Raw genomic sequence first — 13,381 nt, forward strand, 5'->3', positions numbered from 1 at the left:
ACGCTAGCAAGTCTCTGGGCGAACTCCCAAGTTCACGGCGAACGGGGGTGGGCGCGTGCTCAGCTGTTCGCTGGTGGCGGGCGCCGCTCGCGGGTCGAGGCGGAGGTGCAGCCTCAGGAGGCGCAGGTCGCTCGGGGTGTCCACGTCGTACCAGGGGGCGAGGCGCTGCGCGGGGCGATCTGGGTTGGCGCGCACGGTGTCGGTCAGCGCGTGTCGTGTGCCCATGCGGACGGCGTCGAAGGAGGGTGCCGAGTGGCGCGCGCCCACCAGGAAGTAGCCGCCATCTGCGGCGGGGCCCAGGCACCAGAGCGCGCTCGTCGTCGCTCGCGCGGGGCCAGCCGAGGTTGCGTCTGCGGTGTCAGGCGGAGCCCGCAGCGCCTCACGGGCAGTGAGGAGGATGCGCAGCGGGAGGGTGGGGACGTCGGTGCCCAGCACCAGTGCCGCGCCGCAGCGGGCGATGCCCATGGAGAGCGCGTGACTCATGCGGTCGCCCAGGGTCTCGCCTTGTTGCGGGACGAGGCCCATGCCCCAGCGCTCCGCGCGCTCTCGCAGCTGCGGGCCCGGCTGCGCCTCGGCGCTGTACAGCGCGAGCTCCACGTCCGGGTGCAGGGCGCGCAGCTGCTGGGTGGTAGCCGCCACGTCATCCAGGAATGCCTCGTACAGGGCGCACGCCCCCTCGGCGCCCAGCGCGGGAATGAGCCGCGTCTTGGTCTGGCCCGCCACCGGCTCGCGCGCGAAGAGCGCCACGAGCAAGCTCATGGCGGTGCGTGCCCGCGGGCGGCGCCGGGCAGGGCGTAGCGGCCGAGCAGCAGCAGGATCTTGTAGCTGGCGCCCAGCGTCCCGCGCACGGTGCCGCTCACTTTGGACGTGCCCACGCGCGGGCGGTAGCGCACGGGGACCTCCACGTGCCGCAGGCCGCGCTGGGCGGCCTTGATCTGCATCTCCACGGTCCAGCCGTAGTTGCGGTCCACCATGTTCAGCTGCGCGAGCGCGTCCCAGCGGATGGCGCGGAAGGGGCCGAGGTCCGTGTAGCGCGCGCCATACAGCGTGCGCAGCGCCACGCACGCCACGCGGTTGCCCACACGCTGTTGCGGCGTCAGCGCGCCATGCGTGGCCCCGGCCACGCGCGAGCCCAGCACCAGGTCAGCCTCGCCCCGCAGCAACGGCGCCAGCAAGAGGCCCAGCTGCGTGGCGTCGTCGGCGTGGTCGCCGTCCAGGAACACCACCACGTCGGGCGGGTCGGCGCGCAGGTGCTCGAGTGCGGCGAGGCAAGCGGCGCCGTACCCGCGCTCGGGCTGGTGCACCACCTCGGCATCGTGCGCGCGCGCCACCTCGGCGGTGCGGTCGGTGGAGCCGTTGTCCGCCACCACCACGCGCCGCACCAGGTCCCGCGGGATGTCGCCGAGCACCAGCGGCAGCGCAGCCTCTTCGTTCAGCGCCGGGATGACCACGTCCACGCGCATGGCTGAGCGCTACGGCGTGGGCCCGGCGTCGGTGGTGGGCGCGGGGGGCGGCGGTCCGGCGTCCGGCGTGGCCGCGCGCCGCGCCGCGCGTGCTGCCGCGGCGGCTTCGCTGGCGGTGCGTCGCTCGCGCGCGGCCTCGAGCGCGCGCATCACGGTGGGCGACGTGCGCAGGCCGTCCAGCTCGAGGTCCGGCTGGAGCGCCAAGGCCGCGTCGAAGGCGTCGATGGCGAGGTCCGTGCGGTCCAGCGCCACGTACGCGGTGCCCAGCTCGCGGTGGATGCTGAGCGCCTGCGACGCCGTGACCGACGCCGAGCCCAGCAGCCGGCTGCCCAGCACCACGGCCTCGGTGAAGCGCCCGCGCCGCACGTGGTCGCGCAGCACCGGCAGCTGCTCCTCGATGGCGGCCTGCTGCTCGCGCTGGGCTCCGTCGCTGGGCGCAGCGCCCGTGCTGGCTTCCACCAAGCGGCGCCCCTCGTCACTCAGCAGCAGGTCCGGCAGCGGCACCAGCACCACCTGCCCGCGCGTGAGGCGGCTGCCGCGGATGCCGTTGAAGCGCCGCAGCCGGCGCGTGCCCGCCACGCTGTCCGGGTAGTACAGCCGCGCCACGCGCGTGACGCTGTCGCCCTGCCCCGTGATGTGCCGCAGTGGGTAGGGGATGAGCAGCTCCGCGCCCTCGGCCGGCTGCGCGTCCGTGGCGTTGCGGTTGGACTCGATGATCACGAACGAGCGCCGCGCGTCACCATAGTAGCGGTCGGCGATCTGCTGCCAGGTCTCGCCGGCCGCCACGGTGTGGTAGCGGACCCACGGGATGTGCAGGCGCATGCCCACCACGATGGCGGAGCCGCCCTGTGTGGTGAGGCCGTTCTCGGTCACCAACACCGACTCGCGGCGCGGGTCCCCGTAGTAGCGCTGCGCGATGGAAGCCAGCGTGTCGCCGGGCCGCACCACGTGCGCGAAGAGGTCGTCGGCCTGCGCGGACCGCGCGCTGAACAGGACGCCAGAGAGCGCGAGCGCAGCCATCAGCACCCAACGGGGGACAGCGCGGGTCATGGCGTCTCCTCGACGTCAGCCTCGACCTCGACCTCAGCCTCGGCCTCGTCTGCCTGGTCTTCGGGCAGCGCGCCCTCGGCACCCGCACCCACGGGCGGCGGGCTGCCTTCCCCGAGCGGGGCTGCGCCGCCACCCACCGACGCATGGCGGGGTGTCATCACGATGTCGAGCCACTCGGTCTGCCCGGTCTGCACGCGCACCTCGCGCTCCACCTCGGTGTAGTACGGGTTGGTGAAGCGCAGGTAGTGCAGCCCCGGAGAGAGCGTGATGGCGCGCGCCGTGGGCGTGGTGACCGCCAGCTCACCGTCCACGTAGACCTCGGCCCACGGGTCCACCACCACGCGGATGGCGCCGTTCCGCGCTGCGTCGTTGTTGCTGGCGCGCAGCATGGGGGCCGGGTCGCCGTCGCCCGAAGCGCTGCCCGCCTGGATGGCGGCACCTCCGCCCAGCACGCCCAGCAGCAGCGCGGCGTTGAGCAGCCCCACGTCGCGCAGCAGCGAGGGGTCCGACGAGCGCCGCCGGATGTTGCGGGGCCCGGCCGCCTCGAGCACGCGCTCGGCCTCGTCGTCGGTCAGGAACCCCACGTCGCGCAGGTACATGACCAGCTTGGCGCTGTAGTTGATGGGCACGCGCGGCGCGAGGAACTCCACCAGGTCGTCGATGAGCGCCTGCGTGCTGGGGTACCGGCTGGCCGGCATCTTCTCCATGCAGCGCGCCATGATGCGCTCGAGCTGGCGCGGCACCTTGGGGTTGAGCTTGCGCGGGGGCGTGAAGCGGTCGAGCCGGATCTTCTGCATCACGGTGCGCGACTCGTCCTCCACGAACGGCTTCTGCCCGGTGACCATCTGGTAGAGCACGATGCCCACCGAGAAGATGTCGCTGCGGAAGTCGAGCTTGTCGCCCAGGATCTGCTCGGGGCTCATGTAGCTGGGCGTGCCGAGGCCAGTGCCCGTCTCGGTCAGGTCGCTCAGCTTGTCATCGCGCGCGATGCCGAAGTCCATGAGCTTCACTTCGCCCTGGTGGCTCAGCATGATGTTCGCGGGCTTGATGTCGCGGTGGATGATCCCGCGGAAGTGCGCGTAGTCGAGCGCGCGCGCGATCTGCAGCGCCACGATGGCGGCCTCTTCCGCCGGCAGCACGGGCGACAGCTCCAGCAGGTCGTACAGGTCGATGCCCTGCACGTACTCCATGACGATGTACATGGAGTTGCCGTCCTTCACGAAGTCGACGACGTGAAGGATGTTCTCGTGCTGCAGGGACGCCATGAAGTGCGCCTCGCGCTCGAAGCGCACGGCGAACTGGCTGTCCATGGCGATGGTCGACTTGAGCGCCTTGATGGCGACGAGGCGGCCGAGCGGCTCCTGGATGGCCTTGTAGACCACCGCCATGCCGCCGGCACCCACCTCGCTGAGCACCCGGTAGTTGCCAATGCGGTCGGACATGAAGAGGGGGGATGCTATCAAGCACGCCGCCCCTGTCAACGAGGGCGCGGCGCAACCCCAAGTAATCCTCGCGGGTTACGGTTCATCGGTCGGCGCGTCAGCCCTTTTTCGAGTCCGCGCAACGCATCCGACCCAACGTTGAACGGAACCGCGAGCGGCGCGAGCTTCTCGGGGATGCACGAGGTGCTCGGGGACCATCGAGTGGCTGGAAGAGCAGCGGCAGTAGAAGGGGTTGAAGGGCGGCCTGCCGAGCGTTGCCGCGAGGGCCACCGGTTCAGGTGAACCTCCAGCGATGTCGTCGCCAAACCTCGTCCACGTTCACACCGCTCGCGATCGCATCACGGATCCGGTCCAGCGCCTTCGGGCTGTAGCGCTTCCACACCTGGCTCTTGATCTTGATCTCCCGGTAGCACTCTGGGTCGTCGCAGATCTCGAGGTCGATGATGAGCGCGGAGGTCCGCGGCCCGGTGAGACTGAGCTTCAAGGCGAGGTCATCACGTCCAAGGTTGAACTTGTCGAACAGGTTCACCTCCTGCTTGACGACAATGCCCTCGACGGCCTCACCGGCCTGCGCAATTCGGACTGGGATGGCTCCCTGCTTCGAGATCTTCATGGTCACCGGGATGCCAGCGCCGTCGGTCGACAGCTTGAGCTGCGCGACCTCGGGGAGAATCACGTCCCACGCGGCACCACGACGGCGCTTACCGATCACGGCGTGAAGCTCGGACTCGGCCACGCGCTGGGCCTCGTCGCGAGCGGCGGTCGCGAACGCGAGAATAGACCGTAGCTTCGCGGCAGCCTGCGCTCCCTTACGCTTTCCCTTCTTCAAGAGGTCATCGACCTCGGTGAGTTCGGCTGCGAGCAAGAGACTCAAGTCACGCGGCGGACGTGCAGAGATCGGCAGCACCCGGGACGCCATGCGGTCGGCGAGCGACTCCTTGAACGCAGACGTCAGCAGGCGGTCGAAGAGGGTTACCGACGACTGGGCGAGGACGTAGAGCACATCCTCGCTGATCTCCGCGTAAAAGTGTGCGGCAGTGTCCCGATGCGCATCGAGGATCGAGAGGGTGGCCCGCTCGTCCTTCGTGATCAGCCTCAGCTCCTCTTCGGCGACTGCGAGGCACTTGTCGAAGCCAAACGTGTATCGGGAGGCCTTGTCGTGGATGCGGCGCCCGCGCTGGAGGATCGCCGCCTTCAGCATCAGTTCGAAGGCGTGATGGAGCAGGATTGGGACCGCGTGCGCTCGGGCAGTATCGGTGGGACGGTTGAAGAGTTCGACCCCCAAGGTGAGAGAGTCAATCGACCTTTCGAGCATGGGCTGAACATCGCGGCGGAACTTGGGCATCTCGTGGGGTCTCCTGCGCTTCGATCAGTCTCACGCAGCCTCACCGCCGCTGGGAAGCTCCAATACGGACGCATCGAACGAGCCATTCGGTAGGGCGATCGGGCTCGCGATCTCGATGGCCTCATCGCTCACCTCGACGTTCAGCGAAGTCAGCGTGCTGCGAGCGTTCCGCAGCAGTAGGTCGAGCTTCTTCTGCGCCTTGCGGATCTCGTCGCTGATGCCGTCGACGTTCTTGCGGATGTTCTCGCTGTGCTTCTCCATCCTCTCAAGGCGCGTCAGCTCGTCTTCGATGCGCTTCTCGATCCCATGCAGGGCAGTGATGTCGCCTTCGTCGCCGACGGCCTTGGTGCGCGTGACGAGACCCACGCCGAGCAGCACCGCGGCGTGAAGGTAGGCATCCGTCGAAGGGTCCTGGTCATCCCACACGACGAGCACGTTGTTGCCATAGCGGGCGAAGCGCGGGAACAAGTCATTGGCGTGCGACCGCGCCATGACGAAGACGCCCGCACCCGCGTCGCGGTTCTTGCGGGCAGCATCCAGCTCATCAAGCGCCTTCTGAACGGAGTAGCTCGCGTCGCGCTTGGCCTCGAAGACCACGCCCGCACCCGCGAACGCGCTCTCCTGGGTGAAGCGCACGACGGCGTCACCCTTCTTGCTGCGGCCCATGCCGGACGTGGCACCGGTGGCGTCGAATACGCACGGTCCGCCCTGGGTCGCGCTGCGCACGAAGGCGATCACCGCGTCTTCGAACACCAGCCCACCGCGCGGGGTCTTCAGCTCCTGCGTGCGCTTGGTCTCGATGCGCACCAGCGCCTCCCGCACCTCCTTCTCGAACTGCACCTGCCGCTCCTCCTGACGCTTCACCAGGGCGAGCTGCGAGGTCGACTGCTCCAGCAGCAACCTCGACAGGCTGGCCTTCAGCATCGCCATCGGTGAGGCGGGGTCTTCGGGGTTCACGGCGGACAAGACTGCGCGGCGCGAGCGCTCCGTCTCGCGCACGAGGCGGCTGAGGAGGGACCGCTCGTCATTGACGTCGAGCGCGGCGAGGGCCGCCGAAAGCTGCTTCTGGCGATCCTCGTCGGCACCCTTCAGCTCCTCGCGCAGGCTCTTGAGGAAGCGCGCCACAGCGCCGTCATCCGCGAGTGGATCAAGCGCCCGCACCAGCTCGGCGTGGCCCTCGCCCATGACCATGCGGAGCTGCCCTTCGAGTACCTTCACGAGGCCGGTGCTATCCGTGGGTGAGAGCTTCTTGAAGAGCGGGCTGGTCTCGCCCACCTGCTTCGCCAGTGTCTCGGCGAGCACGCTGCCCTGAGAGCCAAGGAACTTCTGGAGCTGCTGGGCCAGGACACCCTGGTCGTCGACGAACGCCGACAGGCGCTGTGTGACCTGGCCATCCTGTGGGTCGAAGAAGCGCGTGAGCACCGCCCCGATCGTCTGCTGTTGCTGCTCGACGTAGACCTTGAGCTGCTTGTCGATATCGCCGAGGAGGGCCGCCCCCACGTCCTTCAGCTTCGACTCTTGGGCAGCCTGGTGAGCGTTGGAGAGCGCACGGAGGCCGATGGCCCACGCGTCGTGCGCGAGCTGGTCGCGCGCGGGCTCGTCGAGATCGCCGAACAGGGCGATGCTGTCCGGACGGCGATCGCGCAGGTCGAGGGCCACCTCCTCGGTGGCGAATAGAACGGAGACAGAGAGGGGCTCAAGGCGATTGCTGTTCTTCATAATGCCGGGCCCATTGCAGCCGGCGGGCCAAGTGGCTGGAACCCGTCCCGCGCGGTCAGGATCGGGTGTTTTTCAGGGATTCGGGCTCGCAGCGGTGACAAGTAATCTTGTTGTATCGCAAGTGTTCTTGTACATTCCGCAGGTGCGCAACGTCCTCGTCGCCTGGCTCGGCAAGACCGACCTCCGAGCGCCCACCGAGAGTGAGTCGGTGGGCCAGGGGCCGATCGCGCAAGCGCTCACCAGCAGAGACTTCGATGAGGCCCTCCTCCTCTCGGACTATGAGGACAGCCTCGTCCAGCCCTACCTCAAGTGGCTCAAGGGCCGCACGAGGACGCGCATCGAGATGCTGCCGCACAAGCTCTCGGGCCCGACCAACTTCGGCGAGATCTACGAGGCCGCCGTGCGCGGCGTGGAGCACGCCCTCGGCAAGACCAAGGACGTGCAGCTCTCCTTTCACCTGTCGCCCGGCACGCCCGCGATGGCGGCGGTTTGGATCATCCTCGGCAAGACCCGCTTCCCTGCCGAGCTCATCGAGTCGTCGCGAGAACATGGTGTCCGCACCGCCTCGGTGCCCTTCGACCTTTCGGCCGAGTTCCTGCCCGATCTGCTCCGAGAGCAGGACGAGCGCCTGAAACAAGTAGCCGCCGGCGCGCCGCCCGAGGCGCCCGGAGTTCGCGGACATCGTCCACAAGAGCCGCGTGATGAGTCGGCTCATCGAGCGCACCCGCCGCGTGGCTGTCCGCAGCGTGCCGGTGCTCATCGAGGGCGAGTCGGGCACCGGAAAGGAGCTGCTCGCCCGAGCCATCCACCGGGCCAGCCCCCGCCGCGACAGGGCGTTCGTCGCCGTCAACTGTGGCGCCATTCCCCCCGAGCTGGTCGAGTCGGAGCTCTTCGGCCACGAGAAGGGCGCCTTCACCGGCGCGGGGTCCACCGCCGCCGGGCAGTTCGAGCAGGCCGACGGCGGCACCCTCTTCCTCGACGAGGTGGGCGAGCTGCCTGGAGCGGCCCAGGTAAAGCTGCTGAGAGCCGTTCAGGAGGGCGAGATCGTGCCCCTCGGCGAGAGCAAGCCCGTGAAGGTCGACGTGCGCATCGTCGCCGCCACCAACCGCACGCTGACCGAGGAGATCGCCTCGGGTCGCTTCCGGGAAGATCTCTTCTACCGGCTAGCTGTGGCCGTCTTGAAAATCCCCCCACTCCGCGAGCGCCAGGGCGACATGGGCATGCTCATCGACCACCTGCTCGTCCAGGTGAACCGCGAGGCCCAGAGCGAGCCCGGCTTCAAGGAGAAGAAGCTTTCCTCTGGCGCAAGAAATCTTCTTCTGGCGCACCCATGGCCGGGCAACGTGCGCGAGCTGGGCAATACCCTGCGCCGCGCCGCCATTTGGAGCGAGGGGGCCTCCATCTCGTCGGAGGACGTGCGCGAAGCCTTGCTTCCCGTGGCCACCAATACGCGACGGGACGTGCTCGGTCGGCCCCTTGGCGGAGGCTTCGACTTGCGAGACTTGTTGAAAGAAGTCGCGCAACATTACCTCGTGCGCGCGATGGATGAGGCGAAGGGCAACAAGACGAAGGCGACGGAGCTGGTGGGCCTGCCGAGCTACCAGACGTTGACGAACTGGCTGAAGAGCTACGAGGTGCAGGGCTGATGGCACGAACCTTGAAGATGGCCTCGGCATGCCCCAACGCACTCCAGGAGGAGGTCCCGCACATGAAGTCCCAGAACTTCGAGTTCCTGCGGGCGAAGCGCGCGGTGCTCGCGGACCTCGCGGGCTTTCGCCGAGCGCTACGCCCACGAGGACCCCGCGAGCTCGCTCATCAAGCAGCGCAGCTTCGTCGAGCACGTCGTCGCGGCCATCTACGAGAGCTACCGCCTACGGCCGCCGTACTCCGACAACCTGAACGACCTGATGAACGAGACCGCCTTCCGGCAGGCGGTGCCCGAGGTCGTGCAGAACAAGCTCCACGCCGTGCGCAAGGCCGGCAACCACGCCGCGCACCCACGGCGCCCCATCACCAGCCAGCTCTCGCTCGAGTGCTTGACGCAGCTCTTCGACATCGCGCGCTGGTTCCTCGTCCAGGTCGACCGGCGGCGAACTCGACGCGGCCCCGAACGTACGTGCCTCCGCCCCCCGTGCCGAACAGCGGCGCGAAGACGAAGGACGCTCTCGAGAAGCTGCGGCTCGCCGAGGCGAAGTACGAGGCAGTGCTCAAGCAGCTCGACGAAGAGACCCGAAGGCGGCTCGAGGCGGAGCGCACCGCAACAGAGGCCACGCGACCGAGCAAGAGAACGCCGGAAGGACCAGGGCTCCAGGAGGTCGCCAGGTCGCTCCTCAGTTCAACGAGGCACACCACCCGTCGCCGCCTCATCGACCAAGCCCTGCTCGCCGCCGGATGGAACGTCGGCATCGATGGCAAGAATACCGAGCAGGTGAAGCAGGAGCTGAAGCTCGCGGGCCTCCCGACGCCGAGCGGCGATGGCTTCGCCGACTACGTGCTCTACGGCGACGACGGCAAGCCGCTCGGGGTCATCGAGGCGAAGAAGACCGCGAAGGATGCGCGCGCAGGAGGCGAGCAGGCGCGCCAGTACGCCGACGGCTCGAGAAGGCGACCGGCGTGCGCCCCGTTGTCTTCTTCACGAACGGTATCGACGTGTTCCTGTGGGACGACGCGCAGAAATACCCGTACCGGAAGGTCTACGGCTTCTACTCGAAGGACAGCCTCGAGTACCTCGTCCACCAGCGCGTCGGCAAGAAGGCGCTCGCCCACATCGAGCCGAACCTCGCGATCGCCAACCGCATGTACCAGCTCGAGGCGGTCAAGCGCGTCACCGAGCGCTTCGAGAGCAAGTTCCGCAAAGCCCTCGTGGTGCAGGCCACCGGCACGGGCAAGACCCGCGTCGCCATCTCGCTCTGCGACGTGCTGATGCGCGCGGGCTGGGTCAAGCGCATCCTCTTCCTCTGCGACCGCAAGGAGCTGCGCCGCCAGGCCGACCGCGTCTTCAAGGAGTTCCTGCCCGGCGAGCCGCGCGTCGTCGTCGGCGCCGCGACGGCCAACGATCGCGACAAGCGCATCTACCTCGCCACCTACCCGGCGATGATGAAGTGCTACGAGGACTTCGACGTCGGCTTCTTCGACCTCATCATCGCCGACGAGTCGCACCGCAGCATCTACAAGAAGTTCCGCTCGCTCTTCCAGTACTTCGATGCGCTGGAGGTCGGCCTCACCGCGACGCCGGTGAAGTTCATCGAGCGCAACACGTACGAGCTGTTCGCCTGCGAGAACGGCGACCCGACCTCGGCCTTCGACTTCCAGCAGGCCATCGAGTCGAAGCCGCCTACCTCGTGCCGTTCCGGGTGATGCAGGTGAGCACCAAGTTCTCGCGCGACGGGATCCAGTACCGGCAGATGACCGAGGAGCAGCGCGACCAGCTCGAGGACCAGGACCCACAAGCGCAGGCCGTCGACTACGACAGCGAAGACCTCGACAAGTATTTCTTCAACAAGGACACCACGCGCGCCATCTGGCGCTCGCTGATGGAGGACGGCATTCGCGAGGGCACCGGCACCCACGTCGGCAAGACCATCGTCTTCGCCCGGAACCACCAGCACGCGGTCCACCTGGCCAGGGTCTTCAGCGAGATGTACCCTCAGTACGGCTCCGTGTTCTGCCGCGTCATCGACAACCAGGAGCCGAAGGCCGAGCAGCTCATCGACGACTTCAAGAATCCCGCCAACGAGCTGACCATCGCCATCTCGGTCGACATGCTCGACACCGGCATCGACGTGCCCGAGGTGGTGAACCTGGTCTTCGCCAAGCCGGTGAAGTCGTACGTGAAGTTCTGGCAGATGATCGGCCGCGGCACGCGCCTGCGCAAAGACCTGTTCGGGCCCGGAAAGGACAAGACCGAGTTCCTCATCTTCGACCACTGGCAGAACTTCTGGTTCTTCGACGAGAAGTACAAGGAGGCGCAGCCGGCGCCGCAGAAGTCGCTGCTCCAGCACCTCTTCGAGGCGCGCGTGGAGCTGCTCCAGACGGCCATCGACAAGATGGACGAGGTCGCCATCGCGATCGCGGAGCAGCAGGTCCTGGGCGACATCCGCGCGGTGCGAGACACGAACGCCATCGACGCCCGCGACAAGTGGAAGGAGCTGACGCAGCTCGCCGATGGCGACCGCGTCCATCACTTCGCGGCCGCTACCAAGGCCGACCTCCTCTCCATGGTCGCGCCGCTCCAGCACCTGCGGAGCATTCGCGGCGACGAAGACGCCTACCGCTTCGACCTGCTCATGACGCGCTTGCAGGTCGACCTGCTCAAGGGTGGGCCCACCGCGCCCAGGGTGCAGGATCTCCGGGCCGCGTCGTCGAGGCCGTCGAGCTCCTGGCCAAGAACCAGAACCCGGTGAAGGCCAAGGCCGACGCCATCAAGCAGGTGCGCAGCAAGGACTTCTGGGCGAGCGTCGAGGTCCAGCACCTCGAAGGGGCTCAGGAGCGAGCTGCGCGGCATCATGAAGTACCAGCAGTTGCCCACGACCACGCGCGTGGAGCCGCCGATCTTCGACGTGACCGACGACGGCTACGTCACGGAGGCATACATCCCACGCCTCGAGGGCCTCGACCTCGTCGAGTACCGTTCGCGCGTCGAGCGCGTGCTCGCGAGCACTTCGCGGAGAACCCCGTCCTTGCGCGCATCCGCGCGGGCAAGCCGGTGCAGGAGAGCGAGCTCGAAGAGCTGGCCACGCTCGTGCTCCAGGTTGACGACAAGGCCAACGTCAAGCACCTCGCTGGGCACGACCCGGAGACGCGGCGGTCGCTGCTGACGGTCTTCCGGGCCTCGTCGGGCTCGACGCCGGCGGTCGAGAAGGCCTTCACTGGCTTCGTCCACAAGCACCCGTCGCTGTCGGCGCAGCAGCTGCGCTTCCTCCAGGTGCTGCAGAACCACATCGCCCAGAACGGCGGCATCGAGCTCGAGCGGCTGTACGAGCCGCCATTCACGACCATCCACGCGGAGAGCATGGACGGCATCTTCCCCCATCCCGGAGACGTCGATGAGCTGCTCGCCATCCTCAGCGTCTTCGAACAAGCGCGCGACCCCAAGCGATCGCCCGCCCGCGAGCCAAGCATCATGAGCACCCTGACGACACAGCAGAAGAGCGACATCGACAAGCTCTGGACCGAGTTCTGGACCGGCGGCATCACCAACCCGCTCACCGTCATCGAGCAGATCTCGTTCCTCATGTTCGCGCGCCTGCTCGACGTGATGGAGACGACCGGCGAGCGGCGCGCAGAGCGCACCAAGAAGCCGTTCAAGGGCCGGTTCACTGGCCCGAACGATCCGCGCCGCTGGAAGAACTTCAAGCAGAAGGACGCCGCCGAGCTCTTGCGCGTGGTGCGCGACGAGGTGTTCCCGCACTTCCGCAAGCTGAACGGCGGCACGACCTTCGCCGAGTACATGCAGGACGCGCAGCTCATGATCCAGAAGCCGAGCCTCTTGGTCTCGGCGGTGAACATGATCGACAAGCTGCCGATCACCGACGGCGACGCGAAGGGCGACCTCTACGAGTACCTGCTGAGCAAGCTCACGACGGCGGGCATCAACGGCCAGTTCCGCACGCCCCGCCACATCATCCGCTTCATGGTGGAGCTCTTGGAGCCCAAGCCCACCGAGACGATCGGCGACCCCGCGTGCGGCACGGCGGGCTTCCTCGTCGGCGCGCTCCAGTACCTCCAGGAGCAGCACACCTCGCAAAGGGTAAGGTGAAGGGCGAGAGCGGCGAGACCATCTACACCGGTGACCTGCTCGAGCCCTATCGCGCGCACATCCAGAGCGGCATGTTCCACGGCTTCGACTTCGACGCGACCATGCTCCGCATCGCGTCGATGAACCTGATGCTCCACGGCGTCGACAACCCCGACATCCACTACCAGGACACGCTGTCAAACTCGTTCCCGGAGAAGTTCGGCAAGCAGGCCACCGGCGGCTTCGACGTCATCCTCGCGAACCCGCCGTTCAAGGGCAGCCTCGACGAGGGCGACGTCCACCCGACGCTGACGCAGGCGGTGAAGACCAAGAAGACCGAGCTGCTCTTCGTCGCGCTCGTCCTGCGCATGCTCAAGAAGGGCGGGCGCAGCGCGACCATCGTGCCCGACGGCGTGCTCTTCGGGTCGAGCAAGGCGCACACCGCGCTGCGCACACTGCTGGTGAAGAGCCACCAGCTCGAGGCGGTCATCTCGCTGCCTCCGGGGGTGTTCAAGCCCTACGCGGGCGTCTCGACTGCGATCTTGGTCTTCTCCAAGGGCGGCAAGACCGACCACGTCTTCTTCTACGACGTCCAGGCGGACGGCTTCTCTCTCGACGACAAGCG

General features: G+C 67.7%; 8 protein-coding genes and 3 pseudogenes. 5 read left to right on the plus strand and 6 right to left on the minus strand.

Going from position 1 to position 13,381, the window contains the following annotated elements; translation table 11 throughout:
• Positions 1 to 3: 3 nt before the first annotated feature.
• The 6 genes from IPI43_27550 to IPI43_27575 all read right to left on the minus strand — a co-directional run bounded on the left by IPI43_27550 (position 4) and on the right by IPI43_27575 (position 6,959).
• A complete protein-coding gene (locus IPI43_27550) occupies positions 4 to 759 on the minus strand; it encodes a glycosyltransferase (protein MBK7777830.1) in 756 nt (251 codons plus the stop codon).
• Positions 756 to 1,463, minus strand: a complete 708-nt coding sequence (locus IPI43_27555; GenBank protein ID MBK7777831.1) for a glycosyltransferase family 2 protein — start codon at positions 1,461 to 1,463, stop codon at positions 756 to 758. Before IPI43_27555 ends, IPI43_27550 begins: the two co-directional genes overlap by 4 nt.
• A gap of 9 nt (positions 1,464 to 1,472) precedes the next feature.
• Positions 1,473 to 2,513 carry a LysM peptidoglycan-binding domain-containing protein gene (locus IPI43_27560; GenBank protein ID MBK7777832.1) on the minus strand — a complete coding sequence of 347 codons (1,041 nt, stop codon included), beginning with the start codon at positions 2,511 to 2,513 and terminating at the stop codon, positions 1,473 to 1,475.
• Complete coding sequence (locus tag IPI43_27565; GenBank protein MBK7777833.1) at positions 2,510 to 3,955, minus strand: serine/threonine protein kinase; 1,446 nt, start codon at positions 3,953 to 3,955, stop codon at positions 2,510 to 2,512. The genes IPI43_27560 and IPI43_27565 overlap by 4 nt, the downstream gene beginning before the upstream one ends.
• Before the next feature lie 274 nt (positions 3,956 to 4,229).
• Complete coding sequence (locus IPI43_27570) at positions 4,230 to 5,300, minus strand: hypothetical protein (protein MBK7777834.1); 1,071 nt, start codon at positions 5,298 to 5,300, stop codon at positions 4,230 to 4,232.
• Between the two features lie 30 nt (positions 5,301 to 5,330).
• A complete protein-coding gene (locus IPI43_27575; protein ID MBK7777835.1) occupies positions 5,331 to 6,959 on the minus strand; it encodes a hypothetical protein in 1,629 nt (542 codons plus the stop codon).
• A gap of 61 nt (positions 6,960 to 7,020) precedes the next feature.
• Between IPI43_27575 and IPI43_27580 the strand changes: the two are divergent.
• The 5 genes and pseudogenes from IPI43_27580 (at position 7,021) to IPI43_27600 (ending at position 13,381) form a co-directional block, all read left to right on the plus strand.
• A pseudogene (locus IPI43_27580) lies at positions 7,021 to 8,665 on the plus strand (sigma-54-dependent Fis family transcriptional regulator).
• Between the two features lie 168 nt (positions 8,666 to 8,833).
• Positions 8,834 to 9,451: a DUF4145 domain-containing protein gene (locus IPI43_27585; GenBank protein ID MBK7777836.1), complete on the plus strand. Its 618-nt coding sequence runs from the start codon at positions 8,834 to 8,836 to the stop codon at positions 9,449 to 9,451.
• A 181-nt stretch (positions 9,452 to 9,632) separates the two neighbouring features.
• Positions 9,633 to 10,376 (plus strand): DEAD/DEAH box helicase family protein, encoded by a 744-nt coding sequence (locus IPI43_27590; GenBank protein ID MBK7777837.1) that lies wholly within the window; start codon positions 9,633 to 9,635, stop codon positions 10,374 to 10,376.
• 481 nt (positions 10,377 to 10,857) lie between these two features.
• A pseudogene (locus tag IPI43_27595) lies at positions 10,858 to 12,084 on the plus strand (hypothetical protein).
• A gap of 57 nt (positions 12,085 to 12,141) precedes the next feature.
• Positions 12,142 to 13,381 (plus strand): annotated as a pseudogene (locus IPI43_27600) (SAM-dependent DNA methyltransferase).

Source organism: Sandaracinaceae bacterium (assembly GCA_016706685.1).
Classification (GTDB): domain Bacteria; phylum Myxococcota_A; class Polyangia; order Polyangiales; family Houyiibacteriaceae; genus JADJJE01.